The sequence below is a fragment of the Pseudomonas sp. Pseusp3 genome (assembly GCF_047304225.1).
GTDB classification, from domain to species: Bacteria; Pseudomonadota; Gammaproteobacteria; order Pseudomonadales; family Pseudomonadaceae; genus Aquipseudomonas; species Aquipseudomonas fluorescens_CD.
Window position 1 is genome coordinate 83,175 of sequence record NZ_JBGLYV010000006.1, and the last position, 24,488, is coordinate 107,662.

The window sequence follows — 24,488 nt, forward strand, 5'->3', positions numbered from 1 at the left end:
CCTGTAAATGATGCCAATGGATATCGCTGACCTGTTGCGCGAAGCACTGCGCCACAGCGGCTGCAAGGACAGCCAGATCGGACATTTTGACAGTCACAGCACGATTGAAATGCAAATGAGGGATCTGCCCGATGTCAACGTCGGGGACGTGGACGGGGATATATGGGTCTGGGCCGCAGTCATGGAGATCGGGCCTGCACAATTGGGCCATAGCGCCGCTGCGTTGTTGCAGATTTTACTGCAGGGTTGCCCCTGGTCCCGCAGTGGGCAGTTGCACCTGTGCGAGGTAGAAGGGCAGCTCGAGTTGCGGTTGATGTGCAACGAACACGCCCTCAGTGATGCCAGCCATTTCGCCCAGGCCCTGGACCATTTTGTGGTGGTGCTCGAAGAGCTGTACGGCATTCTGCGTCTGTGAGCGGGCGACTGGAGAGAACCGCTGCCCATCCTTTGCGACTGAGCGGTCCCTTGGTTGAAGCGGCGCTGGGCAACGTGGTGATCGGCGAGGTCTGTGAAGTGCGTCGGCATTGGCGCTTGCCTGATATTGCGGCCAGGGCGCAGGTCATTGGCTTCAAGCCCGGTGCTGTGTTGCTCAGTTTGCTCGGCGATGCGAAAGGCTTGTCCAGGGAGTCGATGATTGTGCCCACGGGCGCGACACTGCAATTGACCTGCAGCGACGCCTTGCTCGGCAGCGTGGTCGATCCCCGGGGCGTCATCGTCGAGCGCCTGGCGCCGTCAACGGCGGTGGCTCAACAGGACTATCCCGTGGATGCCGACCCGCCGTCGTACCAGCAGCGGCGCCCGGTGGCGCAGCCGCTGCGCACCGGCATTCGTGTCATCGACGGCTTGCTGACCTGCGGTGTCGGTCAGCGCATCGGCATTTTTGCCGCTGCCGGTTCCGGCAAAACCACCTTGATCAACATGTTGATCAACCACACTGACGCCGATGTATTTGTCATCGGCCTGATTGGCGAACGCGGGCGCGAAGTGACCGAATTCATCGAGCATTTGCGCCAGTCCGAAAAGCGCTCCCGTTGTGTGGTGGTGTATGCCACTTCGGATTTTTCGTCGGTGGATCGTTGCAACTCGGCCCTGCAGGCCACGGCCATCGCCGAGTATTTTCGTGACCAGGGTCGGCGCGTGGTGTTGTTGCTCGACTCGTTGACACGCTACGCCCGGGCTCGACGCGACCTGGCCCTGGCGGCCGGTGAAGCACCGGCGCGGCGGGGGTATCCGGCCTCGGTGTTCGATGCCTTGCCACGCTTGCTGGAGCGACCCGGTGTGACCGCTTCCGGCAGCATTACGGCCTGGTACACGGTCTTGCTGGAAAGTGACGATGAGCCGGACCCGATCGCCGAGGAGATCCGTTCCATTCTTGACGGCCATGTGTACCTCAGTCGTGCCCTGGCGGCCAAAGGTCACTACCCGGCGATCGATGTCTTGCGCAGCGTCAGCCGCGTGGCGACGCAAGTCACCCCGCCCGAGGTACAGCAACTGGCGGCGGCGACCCGGGAAATGCTGACGCGACTTGAGCAGCTGCAGATTTTCCTCGATATGGGCGAGTACACCCAAGGCGCCGATGCCGCCAATGACCACGCGCTGCAGCACCGCGAGGCCCTCACCCGGTGGCTGCGTCAACCCACGCAAGAATGTTGTGAACCGGAAGAAACCGTACGGAGCTTGCATGAACTCATTGCCTGATCGGCAGCGTTTGTTGGCGTTCAGTCTGTTTCGTCGCCAGCGTGGCGAGCGGGCCGTACTGCGTACGCAACAGCAATTGCAGCCGCTGCTAAAGGAGCGGGTCGATTTCGAAGGGCAGGAAGCTGCGCTGCAAAGTCTGCTGGCCAGTCATCGCGCCAACGACTGTGTGCTGGATCACGGGCAGCTGTTGGCGCTGCTGCGCAGGCAGGCCGTGATCCGTCGGCAGATCGATCTGTTGCGGGTCGAGCTAGATCGTGTGGATCAGCAGTGCCGACAGGTCGAGAAAACATTGAATGAGCAGCGCGAGCAACTGCGTTTTCTGCAGCGCAAACACGACAAGTACGAGCGGTGTGTCCAGCAGCTGTTGCGTGAGCAACGACTTGAGCGGGTGCGCCGGGAAGAGCGAGAGACAGAAGAAATGAGCGGAGTTCAGCGATGAAAGATGTATCTGTCATTTCACTTCTGCCGGTTCAGGCCCTGGACCCCGTCACCGAAGGCTCCATGGATGAGCTGCGAGACATGCTTGTATCTGAGCAAGAGGAGGAGCTGCCGCAAGGTGTACTGGAGCTTATGGCGACCTTGATCCTGCGTCATCGCCCCGTGATCGAAACGGGGCGCACAGGGTCTCGACAATCGATGGCCATCGCCCAGGCGACGGATCTCGAGCGCGACGAGGTACGATCGACTGCCCGGGTGGCGACGTCTTATCCACAAGCGAGCCCGTTGTACGGCAAGCCGATAAACCATTTGTTGCCGCAATCAATGGCAGCTGCTGCTTCCCCCATCAATCGGGTCACAGCGTCACCGCACTTGAATCCGCCAACTTCGAGTTCGGTTGAACCGGCATTGATCGGGCGTCCATCGATCGCGGTTGAGCCGGTGTTGATCGAGCGCCCATCGAGCACCGTCGAATCACTGTCAGTCGAGCGTGCTGCCAATTCCAGTGCACCGTCGGTACCCACCTTCGATGGGCCATTGCCCGAAGCCTTGTCGAGCCATCCAACCCCGCGCCAGGTGCCGTGGGTTGCACGACTTTCCATCCTTCCACCTGCGACACTGCAACCGCGGCCAGCGCTCGACGTAACGCTTGAAACCCTGTCGGGTTCGGACCGGAGTTTGCTGCAGGTACCGTTCAACAAAGGCACTGCCAGCGGACAAGTGACCATTAGCCGCGTGCCAGACGAACCCACCCGGAACCTGCAGCTCAGCCCGAGCAATGCCTTGGTGTTCGAGCAAATCAAGGTGCCCTTCGAGCAGGTTCGCGAGCCTGCCTGGCGGCTGACAGACAGCGGCGGCGAGCAACAGCGTCAGGGCTCCCACCAGGCGCCGGACGACGAGCAGGCCGAAGATCCCGGGCTTCCGGCATGAGCGCGTTGAAACTGCGCAGGGTCGACGCCCAGGCGCATGCCCACCTGCAGGCGGTTCAACGCTGGCGGTGTGCCGGTCACTGTGCAGGGGCGGGTCGGCTGCCAAAGCTGCCCGGCTATCTAGGTTTTCGCGCACGGGGTAATGACGGTGGCTGGCGGGGGCTGATCGTCGCCCGCGACTGGCTGCATCACTCGCTCCCCCAATTACAGTCGCTGTTGGCGGTCGAGTGCTCGGTGGCGAGTATCGCCGGGTTGTTTCGAGCGGTACCACAACCCTTGCTGCCGGGAGTGGAGGAGTTGCACTACCGGGAGATGGCCGATGTCGATTGTGTCGTCCCCAACGAACTGCCAACCCACGACTTGCCGTGGCTCGACACGCCTCTGGGGCGAGTGTGGTTTACGCAATTGCCCTGCGCACGCGTCGTTCATGAAACCCGGGGGGCCAACTCGTGGCTGAGTGATTTGCCGCTGCGTCTGGAGCTGATGCTGGGTGTCAGTCACCTGAGCGTTGCGCGCCAGATCCGACTGAACGAGGGCGATGTCCTGCGGATCATTCAGCGCACTCAACAATGTTGGCTGACGGATCGATGCCTCGGCGTTTTCACGTTTACCGAAGAGGGAATACTCATGCAATCGACCGTGGCCGATGCCCATCAACAGAACATGCCGGAACCCCGTTCAGAGGCCGGCCTTGATACTCTGCCGGTACGCCTGGAGTTCCTGCTCGCTACCCATGAAATCGACCTGGCCACGCTGTCGCAGATCATCGACGGACAACTGATCCCGCTGGCTGACGATGCCGCACGGCAAATCGAGATTCGCGCCAATGGCAAGCGAGTTGCCCGTGGGGAACTGGTGCAACTGGACGAACAGTTGGGCGTCGAATTGCTCGAGGTCTATCGGAAACCCCGCGATGAATGACGTCTCGCTGATCGCGCTGTTGGCATTCGCGTCCTTGCTGCCGTTTCTGGTAGCGGCAGGCACCTGCTACATCAAGTTTTCCATCGTCTTCGTTATCGTGCGCAACGCCTTGGGATTACAGCAAGTGCCGTCGAACATGGCCCTCAATGCGATTGCCCTGATGCTGGCGGTTTTCGTCATGACGCCAGTGATGAAGCAGGGGTATGGCTATTACAAGGCAGAGGCGGTGGCGTTCACCGATATCGAGTCAGTGGTGAATTTTGCCGAGAATGGTTTGGGCGGCTACAAGGACTACCTGCGCAAGTACACCGACCCTGAACTGGCGCTGTTCTTCGAGCGGGCCCAAACGGTGCAGGATGAACACGAAGCCGGTCTGCCTGCCGATGAAGAACTCACCCCCTCGTTGTTTGCATTGCTGCCAGCCTATGCGCTGAGTGAAATCAAAAGCGCGTTCAAGATCGGCTTCTATCTGTATTTGCCGTTCGTGATTGTCGACCTGGTCATCTCCAGCATCCTGCTGGCGCTGGGCATGATGATGATGAGCCCGGTGATCATTTCGGTGCCGATCAAACTGGTGTTGTTTGTCGCCCTGGACGGCTGGGCATTGCTGTCGACCGGGCTGGTCAAGCAATACCTGACCTTGCTGGCGTAGGGGCGGCCATGAACGATCTGGTCTATGCCGGCAACAAGACCCTGTACCTGATTCTGTTGATGGTGGCCTGGCCGATCATTGTCGCCACGGTGGTCGGCCTGGTGGTCGGGTTGATTCAGACCGTGACCCAGTTGCAGGAGCAGACGCTGCCATTTGGTTTCAAGCTGCTGGCGGTTGCGGCGTGCCTGTTTCTGCTCTCGGGCTGGTATGGCGAAACCCTGCTCGATTTCAGTCGTGAAGTCATGCGTCTGGCGTTGGGCTAGGCCGATGTCGGTGACCTTGTTTTTCGATCTGTACGCGTTGTTCGCCGCGGCGATTCTGGGCGTTGCACGGCTGGCGCCGATTTTTTTCATGCTGCCGTTTCTCAACAGCAGCGTGCTCACTGGCGCTGCGCGTCAAGCGGTCATTGTGTTGGTAGCGCTGGGGTTCTGGGCCTACGTTGGTGTGCCATTACCTGCCCTCGACGGGCTGGCGTTCTTTGGTCTGTTGCTGCGCGAGGCGGGGATTGGTGTATTGCTGGGATGCCTGCTGTGCTGGCCGTTCTGGGTACTGCACGCCATGGGCAACCTGATCGACAATCAGCGCGGGGCGATGCTCAGCAGCACTGTGGACCCGGCGAACGGTGTCGACACTTCGGAACTGGCGAACTTCCTCCAGTTGTTCGCCGCCGCGGTGTATCTCGAAGGCGGCGGCATGCTGTTGATGCTTGAGACCGTCGGCCACAGTTACCGGATCTGTGCGCCGGCTAACGGCTGCGAGCTGTACCTGCAACCGATCCTGAGCCTGTTGGATGCGCTGGTGAGCAAGACACTGGTGATCAGCGCGCCGGTGGTGGCCACTCTGTTGATCAGCGAAGCGTTGCTCGGCTTGCTGTCGCGGTATGCGCCGCAGATGAACGCATTCTCGGTGTCGTTGACGGTCAAGAGCCTGGTGGCATTGGTGGTGTTGATGCTGTATTTCGCCGTGCACCTGCCGGACGAAGTGCTGCGCATGGGAATGAAGTCCCAGGCGCTGGAGCATTATCCGGGTGCCGACGGGGAGGCGGTCGATGTCGTCCAGCGCCTCGAAGACTGAGAAGCCGACAGCCAAGCGCCTGCGGGATGCGTCGCGCAAGGGGCAGACGTTCAAGGCCAAGGACCTGGTGGTCACCTGCCTGACCCTGTGCGGCATCAGCTACATGGTGTTCAACAGTTCGCTGATTGAAATCATGGAAGTCTATCGACGCATCATCGCCAGTGACTTCGACGTCGACCTGCAAAAGTACTCGGCGATGCTGGTGGTCGTGGGGCTCAAGGCGCTGCTGCCGCTGTTGCTGGTATGTGTCCTGACCAGTGCATTGCCCGCGTTGCTGCAAAGCGGTTTTGCCCTGGCCAGCGAAGCCTTGAAGCTGAACCTGGGTGCGTTGAACCCGATCAATGGCTTCAAGAAACTGTTCAGCCTGCGCACGGTCAAGGACACGGTCAAAGCGCTGTTGTATCTGGGCAGTTTTGCCCTGGCGCTGTGGATCGTCTGGGTCACGCAGCGGCAATTGCTGTTCGCCCAACTGTTTGCCCAGGCACCGGATCTGTTCGCCATCTGGGGGCATTTGCTGCTGGTGCTGGTGTTGGTGTTTCTGGCCTGTGTCCTGTTGATCGTGGTGCTCGATGCGCTCAGCGAGTATTGGCTGTTCATGAAAGATCAGATGATGGACAAGGACTCGGTCAAGCGCGAACACAAGGAGCAGGACGGCAATCCGGAAATCAAGGGACGTCGTCGTGACCTGCATCGGGAATTGCTGTCGGAACAGGTCAAATCCGACGTGCGCAGCTCGCGGATGATCATCGCCAACCCGACCCACATTGCCATCGGCGTGTATTTCCGCCCGGAAATCACCGTGCTGCCGTTCATCTCCCTGATGGAAACCAACCAGCGCGCCCTGGCCGTTCGAGCGTATGCCAAGGAGGTCGGTGTGCCGGTGATCAACGATATCGCGCTGGCCCGGCGGATCTTCAAGACCCACCAGCGCTACAGCTTCCTCCAGGTGCAGGAAATCGAAGAAGTGCTGCGCCTGTTGATCTGGCTCGAACAGGTCGAACAAGCCTGACCCCGATCCTTGTAGGAGCGAGCTAGCTCGCGATGGTCGTGAACGATAACGCGCAAAAAACTGACACCCAACGGCGCCCTCTGGTTTTTCGCGAGCGAGCTCGCTCCTACAGGGGGGCAGGGGTCGTTATCCATCCCGGCGTTGGCATGAGCGCAATTTGGCAGCGCCTTCGCCAGCGCTTTGGCTCAATGCATTGGTCAGCAGCGCTGACGTTTTTTCAGGAGTGTGGCTGATGAGTCGCAACAACAAAGAAGATGAACAGGTCGCCCTTGAAGTGGTGGATGCGGTGCTCGCAGGCGCGCCGTTGAAGGATGTGCAGGGCATCAGCGATGAGCAGATGAACAGCCTGTATGCCTTTGCTCACCAGTTTTATGAGCAGGGCCGGCTGGACGACGCCGAGAAGTTCTTTCACTTCCTGTGCATCTACGACTTTTACAACAGCCATTACTGGATGGGGTTGGCCGCGGTACACCAGCTCAAGCAGAACCATCAGAAAGCGATCGACCTGTATGCGATCGCCTTTGCCCAGGGCAAGAACGACTGGCGGCCGATGTTCTACACCGGCCAGTGTCATCTGGCGCTGGGTAAGGTCGGAAAAGCCAGGTTGTGTTTCGAACATGTGCTTGAGCAGGCCTCGGAAGATGATCTGCGCAAGCAGGCTCAGGTGTATCTCGACACCTTGAGTCAAATTGAAAAGGACTGTTCGGAGGACTGAACATGAGTGAAATCAGAAGCACTTTCAATCCGGCATTTCAGGGGGCATTGAGTCGAACTGACGCTTTTGAAAAATATGGCAAGGCCGCCGCCGAAGCTGCCAGGACGGTGGACTTTCAGAAAGCCGGCCAGGAGGCGCTGGCTCGCCTGATGTCGGTGAATTACGAAGGTCAGCACGGCACATCCCCAAGTGGCGCGGGAAGACCAGTGCTGCATGCGCCACCGCCCCGTGCTGACGGTAATAAACAGGAAGCCAACGGTGATCTGTTCACGTTGTTGATGGCGATGATCAGCGAGCTGATTGGTGAGGTCGATGTCAACAAGCTGAAGAATCGCCTTGCGATGTTGCAAAGCATGGCCGGCGCTAAACAACAGGGGCATGAAAAACTGGCTGCCGAATATGCCGCTGCGGTCGAGGCATTGGCGACAGCCGAGGAGGCCATCGGCGGCAGCCAGGAAAAACTCGAGAAACTGCGCGAGCGTGTTCAGCATTTTCAGGGCCTGCTGGAGGAAAGCGAAGCCCGCCTGGCCGAACTTGATCCGGAGTCACCGGAATATGCGAGCGAGCTGGCGCATCGTGACCAGCTCAAAGGCGAGTTGGCGGACCATATCCAGACGTTTCAAAAAGCCACCAATGCTCACCTGAAACTGATCGAGATCGCCAATGCCTGTGCCAAAACCCTGGCCGTGGTAGCCGCGAAAGCACAGGAGGCCGGTCTCGGTGGTTCCTCCATCAAGGAGTCCCATGAAAAGACGTTGAGCAGCAGCGCGCTGGCGCTGTTGAACCGACTGAAAATCATCGAGCTGTTGGGGGAGTCCGCGCAGAACAAGGAGGAACTCAGTCAGGAGCTGTTCCAGGAGTTGCAGGCCAGGCTTCAGGAGCACATGAAACTTGAATCGGAAAAGTATCTGGAGGAAGTCCGCAAGGCCGAGGCGTTGCAAAAGACCATGGGCTGCATCGGCGCGATCGTCGGCGCCGTTTTGGCCGTGGCGACCATCGTTGCCGGCGTGCTGACCGCCAACCCGGTGCTTATCGCCGTGGGCGTGATCGGTGCGGCGATCATGATTTCCGATGCGGTGGTCAAGGAAGCGACCGGAAAGTCGTTCATGGCCGAAGCCATGAAACCGCTGACCACCGTGATGCAGGAAGCCATCAAGTTGTTCACCGAGCTCTACATCAAGTTGCTGTTGGCTGTTGGCGTCGATGAGGAAACGGCGAAGGACATTGCACAAATCGCCGGCATGATCCAGGGCATCGCCGCAACCCTGGCTGCCGTTGCGCTGGTGGCCGTCGTCGGGGTGCAGGTGATCGGCCCCATGGTCAGCGCCGTCGCTTCGAAACTGGCTTCGGTCATTGCCCAGGCGGCACCGGCGGCGATGCAGGCAGCCCGGCAATTGGCTACATCGGTGGGCAACTCGCTGACCCAGATGCTGACCCAACTGCGCAGCTTCATCACCAGTGGCGCCGACCCTGTGACACTCGCCCGTTACGCCGCCAACCTTGAGATCGCTCAGGCCTTCACCGAGTTCAGCAATGTGGCGGTGCAGGGCGGATTGCAGATCAGGAGTGGCGCACACCAGGCCCAGGCTGCCGTGCATTTGGCTGATGTGAAGGTGCGCATGGCGATCAGCGAGGAAATCACGTCCTACCTGACCCGACTGGTCGAGGATTACGGCAATGCGATGCAGGACAGAACCCGTCAGGTCGAGCAGGTGTTTGCCGATTTGCAGCGCAGTCATTCCGTGAGCCTGCATATCGCACGGCACGTTTGAGCATATGGATAAAAGGAGTTTCTAATGAGCGGATCCAGCCCTGTTGGCAGCACCTCGCCTGCGGTATTCATTCACGATCTGGCCAACGATGCCGGCCTGAGCGAATTGATTACCCAGGAACGGTTTTCAAAAGATCGCAATGACAAACGCCTTTCGGATTCGGCGTTGATCGACCAGGTCGTGGGAGTGCAAGTGCTCCATGACACTCAACCCACGGCGGTTACTGCCGAGGCGCTCAAAAACACCATTAATGCCTACCAGCCCTCCGATTCCGATTGGCAAGACTTTGCAGGGGGCATGAGTTTGCTCGACGATAAAGTCAGGAACGATCTGATGTTCGACCCCGGCGCCTGGGAAAAACACGCGAGTGTACTGGTTGCCGCCATCATCGCACTGAACATCGCGCGGGTAGCCAATGCGCAACTGCGCGGGCATTTCAGCGTCATGGCCGCCGACGCCGCCAAGTCCCAGGGCGCCGCCATTGTCGAGTCGGGCAGGGCCGCGCTCAACAGTGCCATCACCGCCGCCGTGGTTTCCGGTGCCATCGCCGGCTTCGCCATGGTCAAGACGTTCCAGGGGCTAGGGCTGAAGCATGCGGACATCAACCTGCACAAGCGCAACTCCCTGGACGCCGGCAACGTCGAACGCGACCTCAGGCGTGACCGAAACCGCGATGACTGGAACCCGCAAACCACCTACAAGATCAAGACCTTCGATGATTTTGGCCGCACCACCTCAGTCGATTTCAAACCCAAGGGCTCCACGCTGACACCTCAAGAACAAGCCTGGTTCGACGGGGAAATGCTCAAGGCGCAGAAAGTCGGGCAGACCTCGGACTGGTTGAGCCAGATGGGCGGAAAGGGCATTGAGAAGAAGCTGGAAATTGGTCGTGCGCTCAACGCAATGTCGATGAGCATGAGCCAGGTGGTGTCCGGCATGGTGCGCATGGCCGAGCACGCTGCACGTGAGCAGGAGGTCTTGCAGCAAAGTGCGCAGAACACCCAGAAGAGTTTGAGCGATGAAGTCGGGCAGAAAGATTCGGCCGAGGCGGCGCTGTTGCAAAAGCTGATGGAGATGGTGATGCAGCTGTTTCAATCGCGCGCTGAAGTCATTCGCGCCATAAGTGCTTGAGCAGGGGAACAGCATGATCATTACGAAAACCACGCTGTCAGCGCTTAAACCACCGGCAGATTTCAACGTGGGCACTGAAACATCCGTACCTGCTGAAATGCTTCGAGACGTCAATACCGCTTCTGCCTTGGCGGGGTTGCTCGAAAGCTCGACTAAAACGCTCAATCGTAGCCTTGAAAATCTTCTTAAAGCCCAACCGGACAAATTTCAGGTGCGGTCGCAGATGGGCGCGCAGCAAGTTGAGCAGTACGGCGCACTGATCACTCATTGCTTGCAAACGCTTTCTGCGGAACAGCGGCAGAAACTCTTCGAGCACAGCCTGCAAAAGATGCCCGTGCCGGCTGAGATCGTGGACGATTTCGAAGCTGGCGTGAAATCATCGAATGATTTTTTCGATAAGCTGCTTGAACTGATCGACCTGATCAAGAACGGTTATCTGGCCGGTTATGAACATATCATCGCGGCTTACTCGGAGTTCTTTAAGGACTTCAACGCGGAGATAACTGCAAAGTTAAAGGACTGGATTGAAGGCGCGAACGAAGGTAAAGAGGTCAAGATAAATGCGGGTGACATCAGGCACGCGTTGCATGCGCTGATTGGAAAGTACTCACCTCCAAATCCGGCGGCAGTATTGTTTCCCGCTCCAGGCATGGCAGGCGCTACCAGGGAGGAAGCAGAAAAATGGCTCAAGGCGTTAGGCCTGCCTGCCACCTGCCTTCACAATAACGGGGACGGCACGTTCAGCGTGGTCATGGACCTCGGGCCGCTGAATACGATGATGAACAGCCTGCCACCCAATGTTTATTGGATTACTTGGGATACCGCGAAATTCCAGGCCTGGCAAACCGGTTTCAATGCCCAGGAGGAACGCATGAAAAACATGCTGCAGTCCTTCACGCAGAAGTATTCGAATGCCAACTCTTATCATGACAATTTCAACAAGACTTTGTCTTCGCATCTCAATCAGTTTTCCGACATGTTGAAGGCTATGTTGAATTTTTAATGCGTATGAAAATAGCGTAATCAAGAAGTTTTCATTCTCACGAAGCGGGTGTCACGGTTCGTCTGAACTCGCCTTACGCCCGCTTCTCACTGCACTGGATAAAGAATGTCGAATGATTTGAGTAATGCTTTTGAAGTTGAAAGCAAGGTAATCAAGGTGTTGTCGGATTACTTTCCTGCGGGCCGACGAAAAATTCAGATCGATTCGCGGTTGCTGGAGGATTTGTGTGTGGACTCCATAAGTCTGGTCGAAATCGTGATGGCGCTGAATGAAACGTTCGGTATTGAACTGTCTGAGGCTGATGTCGGGACGTGGAGGACGGTCAAGGATGTTTGTTTTTCGGTGAAGGGTATGGGTGGTTTCAATGACCCAGATAAAAGCAGCCTGTAAATTGATGTGCTGTTAATCAATGTAACGAAAATTCCTACAACGCTTTCCGGAAAAACATTTGATTTCAATAGCTAAGTCCTACGGATTAGTCCCGCTCAACTTTCTATAGTCGCGCAGCTTGTCATCTTGAGCCTGACCACCCACAGGCTCAATTGCGCTTCAGTACCTTTCTATAGAGATGTCTCAGAGTATGGACAGTGCAGCTGATCGAACGCCGGTGAAATCATTTGTTTTTAAACACTGGCAATTGCAAAGCGATGGAACGCTGATGCGAGATGGACAAGGAGTTCACATCCCACCCAAGGAGTTGAACGTATTGCGTCTGCTGCTGAAGTCGGCGGGTTCGGTGGTCAGCAAGGATCTTTTGCTGGATCAGGTATGGCCCGGGATGGATGCCGCGGAGGAGTCGTTGACTCGTTGTATTTACGCCTTGCGCAAGTTGCTCAGGGAGAACAGGGATTTTATTGCAACAGTGTACGGCCAGGGTTATCGATTCACCTGTCCGGTTGTCGAGCTCGACGCGCCGAACCAGGCGAAGACCGCATCACCTTCGCTGGCCGTTTTGCCATTACGAAATCTGGACGAGACTTCAGCGCTGGATCTGCAGGATGTAATGATCCGTCAGTTGACCACTGTATTCGGCGGGGCATTGCATATCATCCCCTCGGGATTGATGGCGGCCTGCAGACAACCAGTCGATGTGCGCTCGTTGGTTGAGCAGTTCTCCGCGGACTACTGCCTGAGTGGGCGCTGCACCGGCACGAGTGAACAACTGTGGTCGGTCGAGTTGATCCGTGGCAGCGATCACACTCTATTGCATGGTCAGACACTGGACGCCTGTGACCTCGCAGAGGCGCTTGGCACATTGGCCTGTCTGGTTGCGCAACGTACTCCAGGGCTGCGTCCCGTTGGTGACTCTTGTGCTTCGTACCCAGCCGCCGTGGCTTATCTCAGTGGCTTGTGCAGCTTGCAACAGCACACGCCGCAAAGCCTGCGCGATGCCCTGGTGCAGTTTCGACAGTGCCTGAAATTCGATGCCGGGTATGCGCCGCCCTGGTGTGGTTTGGCGGATGTGTGGCTGGGGCAGGCGATGATCGGTCTTTGTTATCAGGGACGAGCGGTGGAAGAGGCTCATACGGCGATTTCCAATGCATTGGCACTGGACCCTGGCAGCATTCCGGCTTTGACTCGCCTGGCGCTGCTCACCAGTCTTCGCGGTTGCGAACAGGCGGCGCAGGCGCTTTTTCGACGTTGTCTCCTGACTGCCGACCAGGCTGACGTGCATTACTTTCATGCGTGGCATCACTGGTTCTGGCGGCGCAATGAGCTGGCGGCACAGAGTATCGACAAGTGCCTGCATCATGATCCGGATTGCGTAAGGGCGCAGGTCTTGCGCGTGCGTATCGCGCTTTCACAAGGCGCCACCGAAGCCGTGCTCATGGCGCGTCGGGCCCTGCAGCAAGGTAAAGGGGGCAATCCTCTGTCGATGATTCTGCATGCACTGGTGTTGGCGTACTTCGGTCAGCATGCGGTAGCCTGGCATGAACTCGAACAAGCCGGTCTGGTTGAAAGCGCTGTCGGTGAGCAGGGGCTGGCAGCCTGGAGTGTGCTATTCGGAGGCAATCCACTTATCGCCCGCAACCAGTATGCAAACTGGATGCGCCTGATGAAGTCTCCAGCCATTGGCGAGGGGCAGGGTGGGGCAGTTATTGCGCCACTCTGGCAATCCTTGCTGCGCTCGACAGACGTTTGCCATCCGGTGTCGCCCCCGGCTGTTCCATTACAGGATCGGCCGGCGTTCGATAAAGGACGGCGTCTGGCATGAGGCTGCGCATGATCAACGGGTTGATCGTGCTGGTGTGTCTTGGCGCGGATCAGGCCCATGCCTGGTGCTGGAGTCGAGCAGGGGAGCAGCATGCAATCGAACCCGAACTGCTCCGGGCGATTGCCGATGTCGAATCAGGCCTGCAGCCAGGTGCAATCAACCATAACAAGGACGGCACACGGGACATCGGGCTGATGCAGATCAACAGCAGCCATTTTCCCCGATTGAATGCACAGGGCATCACCGAACAGCGGCTGCTGGATGAGCCTTGCCTCTCGGTCGAGGTCGGTGCGTCGGTGCTGGCCGGTTTTGTCGCCCGTTATGGTTACAACTGGACAGCGGTGGGCGCCTACAACGCCGGCAACTCACCCCGCATGCAAGCCGCGCGTCTTCGCTACGCACGCAAGGTCTGGAAGCGTTATCAGGTCATCACGGCAACTTGAGACGGTTGGCTGGGGGATTCTGATGCTCTTCAGGGTGTAATCGGCAGAATTCGATCAGGAACCCTGCCGCCAGCCTTTCTACCATGGCCACTCATTTCACAGCTCTGGAGCTTGAACGGTGACTGTCCTGGCGGCCCCCACCTCGCGACCCTGCGTGTTACGGATACTCAACGGTCCGCTGCAAGGCTGCGAATTCCCCCTGGGCGAAACCACCACCTTGTTCGTGGTGGGGGCGGTGGATCTGCTGGGGGAGGGGGCATTGACTGCCAGCGTTCCGGCGGATGCCATCTTCATCCCCCTGGATCAGGGGGGCTGCAATTTTGAGGTGCTGACGGATCAAGTCACGACGGATGGCCTTTCGCTGCGGCTGCTCAACGAGTCAGCCGAAATACGCCACTGCGCCTTTCAAACCAGGGTGCAGGTCGGCGAACTGCAGATTGCCTTGCGTCCCGGGAATCAATCCTGGGCGCCTGAAGTGCTGCGACCGCCCCACAGTATTTCATCCGATACAGCCACTGTCGTGTGGTGGCGCTCCCCTTTGACGCGATGGGCCGCCAGCGGCCTGGTGCTGGCTGTGCTGGTCGCCTTGGTCGGCATCTGGTCGGTCCCGGAACCGACGCCTGAAACCGATGTTCGCGCGCTGATCGCAGGTGCCAGTGCGCAGGTGGAGGTGCTGCCCGGTCGTGATGATTCGGTCTATGTATTTGTGACTTCCGAGCGCGATGCCGGCTGGAGCCGGCAGGTATTGATGCGCCACAACACGCTGAGCGGCAAGGTGCTGGTGATCGACCAGGAACGTCGTCGACTGGAGCAGCTGTTGGTCGACCATGATCCGCAAATCGCCTGGCACTCCCTCGATCTCAAGGACCCGTCGGTACCGCGACTGTTGCTGAGCGCTCAACGCAATCTGCTGACGCCCCAAAAGCAAAAAGCACTGCTCGATGCGCTGCTGGCAGCTGCCCCTTATGCCCGGGATATCGCGGTGCAGGTACAGGATGACCACCTGCTCAGCGATCTGGCGCAGGACGGCTTGCAACGCCTTTCACTGGGCTATAGCCGGGTCGAGCAGGGTGACAGCGTCACCTTTGCAGTGACCGGCAACTTGCAGGATTCCGAACTGGCCGCCGCTCGCCAATACATCGACGATTTTTACCGACAGTGGGGTAATCGCTTCGTGCATTTCGCTGTCGAGCTCAAGGACGACACGCTCAAGGGCAAATCGTTTCTAACCGGCCCGCAGGGCTACATCAAGATGACCTCGTCATCCTGGCATTTTCCAACACAACACTGAAAGGTGATTCATGGCTGAGATCGGTAGACCCATAGACTTTCCCGATGACTTTCTCGGGCGTCAGGCCGCAGCGTTCGAAAACGGTGCCGCCTCCCTCAAGACCGCGCTGGACAAAGCGTTGGAAGACTTGAAGAAGGATGCATCGGACCCCGGTCTGCTGGCCGCCTATCAGGCCGCATTTTCCTCCTACACGGTATTCCGGAACGCCCAGACGAACACGATCAAGGGCTTCAAGGACATCGACATGGCGATCATCCAGGCGGCTCGCTGACGCTTTCTTTCCGGCCGGCCATTGGTGCGTGACGATGGCCATTCTCATGGGTGCATCGCATGTCTATTGAAAACATTTTCGCTTCGTCAATCCAGCGCACAGCGTTCACTGAGTTGCGCGGCCCGCAGGCGGGTCCGATCGTTTCCCTGGAGTCTCGGTTGATCGAAGCGTTCGCCGGTTCCGCAGTCAACAGCGAGCAGGAGGTGGCAGCCATCAACCAGGTAATGCAAAGCCCCGATATCGCCAGCCCTGAAGTATTGGCGCAATTGCAGGAGATGACCGGGCAATACAACGTGGACATCAATTTGCTCAACGTGCTGGTGCGCAAAGCGGTCGGCACGGCCGAAACCCTGTTGCGTGCGTCATGAAGCCAGGCGTGTTGTTGATGCTGTTGTGCCTGGCGCTGTCGGGGTGTCGCCAACCCAATCTGCTCGAAGGGCTGGACCAGCAGCAGGCCAATGAAGTGCTGTCGGTCCTGCAACGCAACAACATCGCGGCGGTGAAAATCGACGCTGGCAAATCCGGCTATTCGGTGAAAATCGATCAGGTGGATTTTTCCGCCGCCGTCGATTTGCTCAACCTCTATTCGCTGCCCTCCAGGCCACGCCTGCAAGTGGCGCAGATGTTTCCCGCCGACTCTTTGGTCGCCTCGCCCCGCGCTGAAAAAGCCCGGCTGTACTCAGCGCTGGAGCAGCGGCTCGAACAGTCGCTGGGTGTGCTCGAAGGTGTGGTTTCAGCGCGGGTACATGTCAGCTACGACCTGGATGCCGGTGAAGGCGGGCGCAAGTCGCCGCCCATTCACCTCTCGGCGGTGGCAATCCATGAGCGCGATATCGAACCGCAATTGCTGATCACCAATATCAAACGTTTTCTCAAGAACAGTTTTGCGACGGTCGAGTACGAGAACATCTCGGTAGTGTTGTCGAAACGGTCCCCGACACAGCATGTCGCGCCGTCCGTGGCCGCCACGCAGGGGCATTCGTACTGGACGTGGTTGTTGGCCGTAATCACCGGACTGTTGTTGGCCGGTGGCACAGCCTGGACTTACCGCCATTCGAACGCAGGAGGGCGTGATGTCGCACGCTGAATGTTTAGGGCAAATTCTCGCCGAGCCTCTGGGTTACCTGCACCCTCAGCGCCTGACTGTCCCGGCGGGATTCGATAGCCCTGAGGCAAGAAACCTGCTCAACCGGATAGTGCTTGAAGGTCTGGAACTGCAAGGTCCGTGGCCTTCGCCATCGCTGACCTCCGTGGCGAAACAATGGGTTCGCCATTGGCGACAATTGCCCCGAATCGCCAGGTTGATGGGCGCTCATCGCTTGATGCCCGATCTGGCGCGAGGAGCGGCGCTGCTCTGCCTGCCATTGCCATTGCGCCGGTTCGCCGGTTGCAACTTAAGAGTCAGAAGCAGCCTGCCAATCGAATCCTTGCCTGTTTCAATGGAACAGGTCGAAGCCGCTGGCCTCAATGCGTTATGGAGCTGGCACGAGCAAGTACCGGCCATGTTGCTCGAACGCCTGGCCCTGCAATTTTCCGAACCGGTTGTGCGCTTGCACAAGCAATGGCCGGTCACTGAACCCAGCCCGGTGCTTTTCTTTCTGGCGGTGCAGCATGCTCGACACTATCCGAACCCTGACTGAACTTCCCGAGTCGAGCGAGGCGCTGGTGTTGCGCGAGGACATTGCCGCCGCGCGTCGGCGTCGCACCTTGCAGCAGCAGGCGCAGCGCTGGGCCCGTGATTGTATCGAGCAGGCCCGACGTGATGCCGTGGCAGTTTGCGCCCAGGCCTTTCAGGAAGGCTATGCCGAGGGCATCTTGTGCGCGACCGGGCAGTTGGCTGACGGTTTGCTGAAGTCCCAGGCGCTGGGGCTGCAATTGCGCAAAGACCTTGCGCAGGCCGCCCGCGATTTGCTCGCACAAGCCTTGAGTCGTCCCGAATGGCTGGATGACATGCTGGAGCGCTGGCTGAGCGAGCAACCGGGCGACACGGGCGCGGTGTTGCAAGTGCTGCTGCCACTGCATTGCCGGCCGCAAGGCAAGGAACTGCGCGAGCGCTTGCGCGGGCTCTGGTCCGGCGAACTGGTCCTCGACTATCACCCGCAAGAGCGCTATGTGGTGCGGCTTGCGGATCAGTTGCTCGAATTCGATGTGGAAACGGCCCGGCAACGGCTGGAACCGCGGTTGCTGGCGTGCGTGGCGAATCTGCCGGAGTCGGTTCGCGCTCTGGACCGGGTTTCCATGCAGGCCCTCACGGATCTGTATTCGACCTTTGCCGAACGCTCGGCCGGTTGCAATCAAACTGCCCCGACCGAGGTCCGCCATGAAGATTGAAACCGTCAACAGCTCCAGCACGATGGCGCACGGTGCAAACCCATCGGTCGAGACGCTTGAGTCGCGTTTGCTTGCTGCCAGTCAGGAACGCTCTGGCAGCAAGCGCCCGGACCCCGAGTTCGAGCGTCTGTATCAACACCTGTTGGCGATGGAAGGGCAAGGAAAGAACGCCATCCATGAATATCTCCGCTCGCTGCGGGGGGCGGATGGTGAATCACCTGTTTACCCCACTGCCAAGGCGTTGATGGCGGTCACCCTGCAGGTTCTGGTTCGATTGAAGGACGAGAAACTGGAGGACTCGCTGCTTTACAAGGAAGTCAGCGGCGCGAACTCCCTGGCGTTCAGCATGGACCTGTTCGTCAAGGGCTTCATGCGGGAGGTGTTCCAGCCGATTGGGGACGAGGCGTGAGAAAAGAATGAGTGGTGACGACCGCTCGATAGCCTTGAAAAAAATGCATCCAACAACTTAGAGCAAAAAAATGGTTAATTCGATTGGCTCAGGGACTGAAAACTTTCGCACCTTTTTAGACAGTGCTACGTCATCTTCAACTGCGCAGAAGGGTAGCTCCCTGATTGATGCGCTTGATCTTGCGGGGATGGATGTTCAAGTCAAGAGGCTGGGAACGAGGCGGCAAACTTTAGCGACGTTGACGCATCTGGCTCCGATATCGGGGCAATTGGATCGCTGCATTAGTGAATTCGGCGAATCAGGGCGGCGGCAGGTAGATGATGTGCTTCTCTATCTCGATGGTGGGAAAAACACCGGGACAAATGAAATATTGTCTGAAGCCGCGTTGAGGGGCGCGAGTACCCGCGAAGATCGAATCTTGGCGGTTTTTGAGGTATGCAAAGATTTTCTAACGGGGACTAACCTGCTGAACGCTGCCGCGCGCACCGGGGGGATCGTCGCTATGACTACCATCGCGCGCGAGGCCTTCGCATTTTACGCGGCACAATTCACCAGTACGACCGACTTCGGCGAAATGGGCCCCGAATTGGTTGTGGTCGCTGAAGTCCTCGTCGTTGCGGGATTGAGTGTGTTGGGAGCTGTTCTCGATTGGCGTGCGAATACGGACAATACCTATACGCGGCTTGGACGGGTGTGCATGGCCAGCATCGTAGCCGGTGGGCTGCTTTTCGCCGCACTTACCGGTGGGTTGGAGGGTTTGGTACCTAACGCGAGCAAAACAATTCTCTATTGCGCGCTTCGAGAAGCATTCCAATCCGTTTTTTTTCTGAAGGATAACGCAGGTGGATCGACTATCAAGTCGACCGGGGCAAGCATGGCGTCGTATGGAATGTGCCAGCTTGTACTGGCAGAAGTGAGTGCCTTTGTGCCACTCAGTGGTTCGGGGCGGTTTTCTGCGGGGCTCGGCCACAGTGTGGTCGCAGACTTGATCCAGGGCGTATTGAATGGCTCAGGAGAGACTGCTGACAGCGTCATCTCTGTTCTAAGCAGATTTGTCTTTTCTCCGTCATTGGGATTGAGGCCCTCTATGCCGGATCCCGAGTCAGTGGAGCAACGTGCTCGGCAGCTGCGAGCGCAAGTACGTTTGCCGTCGGTGGAACAACTCGCTGATACGGCAACGACCTATTTCCCTACCCGTTCTATGGCGTTTTTAGGGGCTCAGTTTGTGGGGGCTGCGGTGACCTCTCTGTTGGAGAGGACTGATTACAGTGACAACACTCAAGGCCATATTGTGAATGTCTGCGTGGCAATGATGCTGATGCTCATCTACTTTCCCTTCGTCTGGAGCTGTTCACAAGGTACACCCAAGAAGCTGGACGGGAATTCAGAGGCGTAGCGTCGAACTGTAAATGTTCGCAGCGATTTGCAGTGGTCAACTGATTCCGGATACCTCGATAGGTGGAGAATGCATCTATCGAGGTGTCCGGGGAAATTAGACCACTACAATTTCCATTGATCGTTTCATGTCGTCGCTCGCCCCCAACCCTCCACCCGGCTATAATCCCCGCCACTTTTCGCCGCCCTGAGTCCAACCCGCCCATGTACACCCTGGCCCGTCAGCTGTTGTTCAAACTCTCCCCGGAAACCTCCCACGATCTGTCCCTGGACCTGATCGGCGCGGGCGGACGTCTTGGGCTCAACGGCTTGCTGTGCAAGGCCCCGGCGAAAATGCCGGTGAATGTCATGGGCCTGGACTTCCCGAATCCGGTGGGACTGGCCGCCGGCCTGGACAAGAACGGCGCAGCCATCGATGGCTTCGCCCAACTGGGTTTCGGTTTTGTCGAAATCGGCACCATCACGCCGCGTCCGCAGCCGGGCAACCCGAAGCCACGCCTGTTCCGTCTGCCGGAAGCCGAGGCGATCATCAATCGCATGGGCTTCAACAACCTCGGCGTCGATCACCTGCTGGCCCGTGTGGCGGCGGCCAAGTACAAGGGCGTGCTGGGTATCAACATCGGCAAGAACTTCGATACGCCGGTCGAGCGCGCGGTGGATGACTACCTGATCTGCCTGGACAAGGTTTACGCCCACGCCAGCTATGTGACGGTCAACGTCAGTTCGCCGAACACGCCGGGCCTGCGCAGCCTGCAATTCGGTGATTCGCTCAAGCAGTTGCTGGCTGATCTGGCCGAGCGCCGTGCGGAGCTGGCCTTGCGTCATGGCAAGCATGTACCGCTGGCGATCAAGATCGCGCCGGACATGAGCGACGAAGAAACCGCGCAGGTTGCACAAGCGCTGATCGAAACCGGAATGGATGCCGTCATCGCCACCAACACCACCCTGAGCCGCGTAGGCGTCGAAGGCATGGAGCATGGCGACGAGGCCGGTGGTCTGTCTGGCGCACCGGTTCGCGACAAGAGCACCCACACCGTGAAAGTGCTGGCATCGGAACTGGGTGGTCGCCTGCCGATCATCGCTGCCGGTGGCATTACCGAAGGCAAGCACGCGGCGGAGAAAATCACCGCAGGCGCGAGCCTGGTGCAAATCTATTCGGGCTTCATCTACAAAGGCCCGGCGCTGATTCGTGAATCCGTAGACGCCATCGCCGCCCTGCGCTGAGCCTTTGTACTTGTAGGAGCGAGCTTGCTCGCGATGGTCGTTAACGATAACGCGTGCTTTCTGGATACACGCGGTGTTCTCGGGTTCATCGCGAGCGAGCTCGCTCCTACAAGGGGTTGTTCTGGGCCAATAAGCAGGCATAAAAAAGGGCTCCTTAAAAGGAGCCCCTGGGCCGGAGCCCGCCGTCCGGATGGGACGTGCGTGGTTAATTCAGTACAAAATCAGATTGTCGTGTCGGAGTGTTGTGCCCTGTAATTAGCCGACGGCGTGAAGTTCGTTGAGTCTGTGGATTCCCGCAGTGCCGGTCATACCGTCCCAGTTGTCGCCGCGTCCTTCTCGCCAGCCGTTGATCCAGGCTTGACGTACCGACGGTAGAGTAAATGGGCAAAGCTCACGGGATTTACCACCAACGCCATATTGATATCCGCGCAAAAATGCTCTTTCCAACGGATCACGCTTAAGTCTTCTCATAGGGTGTTGCCCTCACTTGTTGACTGTATTTATCGCGTTGACCTCAATCGAGGTCTGGCAGAAATGTCTGCCGTTGGGGGCTCGCTGCCGGCGTGGCGAGCCAAGGTGTTGGCGTCCGTTGTGGCGCCAACCTGTATTGAGTTCTAACCAATGCGTCACATCGAGGGAATGATCGTTTTGTCATAAGGACGTAACTATTAATGTGCTAAGGCCATAAGTAACAGCGTGTTTGTAGCGTATTTATTGGCCAAACCCCGGTATGATCGGCCCTGCGCTGGATGATGGGCTTAATCCTTTAGTGAGAATGGCTCCCGTTGCCGGGAAGCACTATTCGACGAAGGGTCGACTTATGACATTTTGTTGCATCAACTTTTTTATCTGCCCTTGCATCTAAGCTCATTTAACCCGGGCAGCAAGGGTGGAACGGCACAACTTCGTGCCACGCGGGCGCTCTTCGAGAAAAGCGCCTGATTGAAAACCGGACCGGCAATGCGTTGCCCGGTCACTCAGCTAAAGGTTCTGGAATTCCCATGTCCGATCGTTTCGAACTCTTCCTCACTTGCCCAAAAGGCCTTGAAGGCCTGCTCATCGAGGAAGCCGTCGGGCTTGGCCTTGAGGAAGCGCGGGAGCACACCTCTGCCGTGCGCGGCATGGCCACGATGGAAACCGCTTATCGCCTGTGCCTGTGGTCGCGCTTGGCCAACCGCGTGCTGCTGGTGCTCAAGCGTTTCCCGATGAAAGATGCCGAAGACCTGTACCACGGCGTGCTGGACATCGAGTGGGAAGACCACATGCTCAATGACGGCACCCTGGCCGTCGAATTCAGCGGCCATGGCTCGGGTATCGACAACACCCACTTCGGCGCGCTGAAGGTCAAGGACGCCATCGTCGACAAGTTGCGCACCCCGCAAGGCGACCGTCCGTCCATCGACAAGCTCAACCCGGACCTGCGCATCCACCTGCGCCTGGACCGTGGCGAAGCCATCCTGTCCCTCGACCTGTCCGGTCACAGCCTGCACCAGCGCGGTTATCGCCTGCAGCAAGGTGCGGCACCGCTGAAGGAAAACCTCGCGGCCGCGATCCTGATCCGTTCCGGCTGGCCACGTATCGCAGCCGAAGGCGGCGCTCTGGCCGACCCGATGTGTGGTGTCGGCACGTTCCTGGTGGAAGCGGCGATGATCGCCGCCGACATCGCGCCGAACCTGCGTCGCGAGCAGTGGGGCTTCACCGCCTGGCTCGGTCACGTTCCGGCGCTGTGGAAAAAACTCCACGAAGAAGCGTCCGAGCGCGCAGAGGCCGGGCTGGCCAAGCCACCGTTGTGGATTCGTGGCTATGAAGCCGATCCACGACTGATTCAACCGGGCCGTAACAACGTCGAACGGGCCGGCCTGAGCGAGTGGATCAAGATCTATCAGGGTGAAGTCGCGACTTTCGAGCCGCGCCCGGACCAGAACCAGAAAGGCCTGGTGATCTGTAACCCTCCGTACGGCGAGCGTCTGGGCGACGAGGCGAGCCTGCTCTACCTCTATCAGAACCTCGGCGAGCGCCTGCGCCAGGCCTGCCTGAACTGGGAAGCGGCGGTGTTCACCGGCGCGCCGGACCTGGGCAAGCGCATGGGCATCCGCAGCCACAAGCAGTATTCGTTCTGGAACGGCGCCTTGCCGTGCAAGCTGTTGCTGATCAAAGTACTGCCGGACCAGTTCGTCACCGGCGAGCGCCGCACCCCGGAGCAACGCCAGGTCGAGCGTGAACAAGCCGCCTATGATCAGGCGCCAAACGAGCCGCAGGAACGCAAGTTCAACAAAAACGGCAACCCGATCAAACCGACGCCAGCACCGGCTCCGGTGGTCGAGCAGCCGCGCCTGAGCGAAGGCGGGCAGATGTTCGCCAACCGCCTGCAAAAGAACCTCAAGGCCATGGGCAAGTGGGTCAAGCGTGAAGGCATCGACTGCTACCGCGTCTACGATGCCGACATGCCGGAATACTCCATGGCCATCGACCTGTATCACGATTGGGTCCATGTGCAGGAGTACGCCGCACCGAAATCCATCGACCCGGAAAAAGCATCGGCCCGCATGTTCGATGCCCTGGCAGCCATCCCGCAGGCGTTGAACATCGACAAGAGCCGTGTGGTGGTCAAGCGCCGCGAGCGTCAGAGTGGCACCAAACAATACGAGCGCCAGGCGGCGCAGGGCAAATTTGTCGAGGTCAATGAAGGCGGCGTGAAGCTGTTGGTGAACCTCACCGACTACCTCGACACCGGTCTGTTCCTCGACCATCGGCCGATGCGCATGCGTATCCAGAAGGAGGCGGCCGGCAAACGCTTCCTCAATCTGTTCTGCTATACCGCAACGGCCAGTGTGCATGCGGCCAAGGGCGGCGCGCGCAGCACCACCAGTGTCGACCTGTCGAAAACCTATCTGGACTGGGCACGCCGCAACCTGTCACTGAACGGTTTTTCCGACAAGAACCGCCTGGAGCAGGGCGATGTGATGGCGTGGCTCGAAGCCAGTCGTGACGAGTACGAGCTGATCTTCATCGACCCGCCGACGTTCTCCAACTCCAAGCGCATGGAAGGCGTGTTCGACGTGCAGCGCGACCAGGTGCAACTGATTGACCTGGCCATGGCGCGTCTGGCGCCTGGTGGGGTGTTGTACTTCTCCAACAACTTCCGCAAGTTCGAACTGGAGGCCAACCTCGGCGAGCGTTATGCGGTCGAGGAAATCACCGCCCAGACCATCGATCCGGATTTTGCCCGCAACGCCAAGATCCATCGCGCCTGGAAAATCATGGCTCGTTGACGGTTGAACCCACCTGTAGGAGCGAGCTTGCTCGCGATGGTCGATAACGATAACGCGTGCTTTCTGAATGCACGCGGAGTACTTGAGCCCATCGCGAGCAGAGCTCGCTCCTACAGTGCTTCGGCGAGCGTTATGCGGTCGAGGAAATCACCGCCCAGACCATCGATCCGGATTTTGCCCGCAACGCCAAGATCCATCGCGCCTGGAAGATCACGGCCCGTTGACGGTTGAACCCACCTGTAGGAGCGAGCTTGCTCGCGATGGTCGATAACGATAACGCGTGCTTTCTGAATGC

27 protein-coding genes and 1 pseudogene are annotated in these 24,488 nt (G+C 58.6%); 27 read left to right on the forward strand and 1 reads right to left on the reverse strand.

Going from position 1 to position 24,488, the window contains the following annotated elements:
* The first annotated feature begins 7 nt into the window (after window positions 1–7).
* The 25 genes from ACCD00_RS03865 to ACCD00_RS03985 all read left to right on the forward strand — a co-directional run bounded on the left by ACCD00_RS03865 (window position 8) and on the right by ACCD00_RS03985 (window position 20,921).
* On the forward strand, window positions 8–415 hold the full coding sequence (locus ACCD00_RS03865; RefSeq protein ID WP_413422043.1) for an Invasion protein B family: 408 nt from the start codon (window positions 8–10) through the stop codon (window positions 413–415).
* Window positions 412–1,698: a type III secretion system ATPase SctN gene (sctN, locus tag ACCD00_RS03870; RefSeq protein WP_413422045.1), complete on the forward strand. Its 1,287-nt coding sequence runs from the start codon at window positions 412–414 to the stop codon at window positions 1,696–1,698. The genes ACCD00_RS03865 and sctN overlap by 4 nt, the downstream gene beginning before the upstream one ends.
* Complete coding sequence (locus ACCD00_RS03875; protein WP_413422047.1) at window positions 1,682–2,137, forward strand: type III secretion protein; 456 nt, start codon at window positions 1,682–1,684, stop codon at window positions 2,135–2,137. The genes sctN and ACCD00_RS03875 overlap by 17 nt, the downstream gene beginning before the upstream one ends.
* Window positions 2,134–3,066, forward strand: a complete 933-nt coding sequence (locus ACCD00_RS03880; RefSeq protein ID WP_413422049.1) for an invasion protein — start codon at window positions 2,134–2,136, stop codon at window positions 3,064–3,066. Before ACCD00_RS03875 ends, ACCD00_RS03880 begins: the two co-directional genes overlap by 4 nt.
* The gene (locus ACCD00_RS03885; protein ID WP_413422051.1) at window positions 3,063–3,986 is read left to right on the forward strand and encodes a FliM/FliN family flagellar motor switch protein; all 924 of its coding nucleotides are present in this window, start codon (window positions 3,063–3,065) and stop codon (window positions 3,984–3,986) included. The genes ACCD00_RS03880 and ACCD00_RS03885 overlap by 4 nt, the downstream gene beginning before the upstream one ends.
* A complete protein-coding gene (locus tag ACCD00_RS03890; RefSeq protein ID WP_413422053.1) occupies window positions 3,979–4,638 on the forward strand; it encodes an EscR/YscR/HrcR family type III secretion system export apparatus protein in 660 nt (219 codons plus the stop codon). The genes ACCD00_RS03885 and ACCD00_RS03890 overlap by 8 nt, the downstream gene beginning before the upstream one ends.
* 8 nt (window positions 4,639–4,646) lie before the next feature.
* Complete coding sequence (locus ACCD00_RS03895) at window positions 4,647–4,901, forward strand: EscS/YscS/HrcS family type III secretion system export apparatus protein (protein WP_128607088.1); 255 nt, start codon at window positions 4,647–4,649, stop codon at window positions 4,899–4,901.
* Window positions 4,902–4,905: 4 nt separating this feature from the next.
* Window positions 4,906–5,712 (forward strand): type III secretion system export apparatus subunit SctT, encoded by an 807-nt coding sequence (gene sctT, locus ACCD00_RS03900; RefSeq protein WP_413422055.1) that lies wholly within the window; start codon window positions 4,906–4,908, stop codon window positions 5,710–5,712.
* Window positions 5,687–6,721: an EscU/YscU/HrcU family type III secretion system export apparatus switch protein gene (locus tag ACCD00_RS03905; RefSeq protein WP_413422057.1), complete on the forward strand. Its 1,035-nt coding sequence runs from the start codon at window positions 5,687–5,689 to the stop codon at window positions 6,719–6,721. Before sctT ends, ACCD00_RS03905 begins: the two co-directional genes overlap by 26 nt.
* A gap of 232 nt (window positions 6,722–6,953) precedes the next feature.
* On the forward strand, window positions 6,954–7,436 hold the full coding sequence (gene sicA / locus ACCD00_RS03910; RefSeq protein ID WP_413422059.1) for a type III secretion system translocator chaperone SicA: 483 nt from the start codon (window positions 6,954–6,956) through the stop codon (window positions 7,434–7,436).
* A gap of 2 nt (window positions 7,437–7,438) precedes the next feature.
* Window positions 7,439–9,208: a type III secretion system translocon subunit SctE gene (gene sctE / locus ACCD00_RS03915; protein ID WP_413422061.1), complete on the forward strand. Its 1,770-nt coding sequence runs from the start codon at window positions 7,439–7,441 to the stop codon at window positions 9,206–9,208.
* Between the two features lie 24 nt (window positions 9,209–9,232).
* On the forward strand, window positions 9,233–10,339 hold the full coding sequence (locus ACCD00_RS03920; protein WP_413422063.1) for an IpaC/SipC family type III secretion system effector: 1,107 nt from the start codon (window positions 9,233–9,235) through the stop codon (window positions 10,337–10,339).
* Between the two features lie 13 nt (window positions 10,340–10,352).
* Window positions 10,353–11,342: an IpaD/SipD/SspD family type III secretion system needle tip protein gene (locus ACCD00_RS03925; RefSeq protein WP_413422065.1), complete on the forward strand. Its 990-nt coding sequence runs from the start codon at window positions 10,353–10,355 to the stop codon at window positions 11,340–11,342.
* Between the two features lie 105 nt (window positions 11,343–11,447).
* Window positions 11,448–11,732 carry an acyl carrier protein gene (locus tag ACCD00_RS03930; protein WP_413422067.1) on the forward strand — a complete coding sequence of 95 codons (285 nt, stop codon included), beginning with the start codon at window positions 11,448–11,450 and terminating at the stop codon, window positions 11,730–11,732.
* Window positions 11,733–11,922: 190 nt separating this feature from the next.
* The gene (locus tag ACCD00_RS03935) at window positions 11,923–13,557 is read left to right on the forward strand and encodes a winged helix-turn-helix domain-containing protein (protein WP_413422069.1); all 1,635 of its coding nucleotides are present in this window, start codon (window positions 11,923–11,925) and stop codon (window positions 13,555–13,557) included.
* Window positions 13,554–14,000, forward strand: coding sequence for a transglycosylase SLT domain-containing protein (locus ACCD00_RS03940; protein WP_413422071.1), 447 nt, complete (start codon window positions 13,554–13,556; stop codon window positions 13,998–14,000). Before ACCD00_RS03935 ends, ACCD00_RS03940 begins: the two co-directional genes overlap by 4 nt.
* Window positions 14,001–14,118: 118 nt before the next feature.
* Window positions 14,119–15,291, forward strand: coding sequence for a PrgH/EprH family type III secretion apparatus protein (locus tag ACCD00_RS03945; protein ID WP_413422073.1), 1,173 nt, complete (start codon window positions 14,119–14,121; stop codon window positions 15,289–15,291).
* 10 nt (window positions 15,292–15,301) lie between these two features.
* A complete protein-coding gene (sctF, locus tag ACCD00_RS03950; protein WP_413422075.1) occupies window positions 15,302–15,562 on the forward strand; it encodes a type III secretion system needle filament subunit SctF in 261 nt (86 codons plus the stop codon).
* A 59-nt stretch (window positions 15,563–15,621) separates the two neighbouring features.
* The gene (gene sctI, locus ACCD00_RS03955) at window positions 15,622–15,930 is read left to right on the forward strand and encodes a type III secretion system inner rod subunit SctI (RefSeq protein ID WP_413422077.1); all 309 of its coding nucleotides are present in this window, start codon (window positions 15,622–15,624) and stop codon (window positions 15,928–15,930) included.
* Entirely contained in the window at window positions 15,927–16,649 is a 723-nt protein-coding gene (locus ACCD00_RS03960; RefSeq protein ID WP_413422079.1) for an EscJ/YscJ/HrcJ family type III secretion inner membrane ring protein, read from the forward strand. The genes sctI and ACCD00_RS03960 overlap by 4 nt, the downstream gene beginning before the upstream one ends.
* Window positions 16,636–17,202 (forward strand): secretion system protein, encoded by a 567-nt coding sequence (locus ACCD00_RS03965; RefSeq protein WP_413422081.1) that lies wholly within the window; start codon window positions 16,636–16,638, stop codon window positions 17,200–17,202. Before ACCD00_RS03960 ends, ACCD00_RS03965 begins: the two co-directional genes overlap by 14 nt.
* Window positions 17,174–17,893 (forward strand): oxygen-regulated invasion protein OrgB, encoded by a 720-nt coding sequence (locus ACCD00_RS03970; protein ID WP_413422083.1) that lies wholly within the window; start codon window positions 17,174–17,176, stop codon window positions 17,891–17,893. The genes ACCD00_RS03965 and ACCD00_RS03970 overlap by 29 nt, the downstream gene beginning before the upstream one ends.
* Window positions 17,883–18,302, forward strand: a complete 420-nt coding sequence (locus ACCD00_RS03975; protein ID WP_413422085.1) for a hypothetical protein — start codon at window positions 17,883–17,885, stop codon at window positions 18,300–18,302. The genes ACCD00_RS03970 and ACCD00_RS03975 overlap by 11 nt, the downstream gene beginning before the upstream one ends.
* Before the next feature lie 70 nt (window positions 18,303–18,372).
* Entirely contained in the window at window positions 18,373–19,698 is a 1,326-nt protein-coding gene (locus tag ACCD00_RS03980) for a hypothetical protein (protein ID WP_413422087.1), read from the forward strand.
* Between the two features lie 203 nt (window positions 19,699–19,901).
* Complete coding sequence (locus ACCD00_RS03985) at window positions 19,902–20,921, forward strand: quinone-dependent dihydroorotate dehydrogenase (protein ID WP_413422089.1); 1,020 nt, start codon at window positions 19,902–19,904, stop codon at window positions 20,919–20,921.
* Between the two features lie 255 nt (window positions 20,922–21,176).
* Here the strand turns inward: ACCD00_RS03985 and rmf are convergent, their stop codons facing one another.
* Complete coding sequence (gene rmf / locus ACCD00_RS03990; RefSeq protein ID WP_003223300.1) at window positions 21,177–21,392, reverse strand: ribosome modulation factor; 216 nt, start codon at window positions 21,390–21,392, stop codon at window positions 21,177–21,179.
* A 530-nt stretch (window positions 21,393–21,922) separates the two neighbouring features.
* Here rmf and rlmKL point away from each other — a divergent pair.
* Together rlmKL and ACCD00_RS04000 are read left to right on the forward strand one after the other, a co-directional pair.
* Window positions 21,923–24,193 (forward strand): bifunctional 23S rRNA (guanine(2069)-N(7))-methyltransferase RlmK/23S rRNA (guanine(2445)-N(2))-methyltransferase RlmL, encoded by a 2,271-nt coding sequence (gene rlmKL, locus ACCD00_RS03995; protein ID WP_413422091.1) that lies wholly within the window; start codon window positions 21,923–21,925, stop codon window positions 24,191–24,193.
* 128 nt (window positions 24,194–24,321) lie between these two features.
* Window positions 24,322–24,417, forward strand: a pseudogene (locus tag ACCD00_RS04000) (hypothetical protein); the annotation flags it as partial.
* Between the last annotated feature and the right edge of the window lie 71 nt (window positions 24,418–24,488).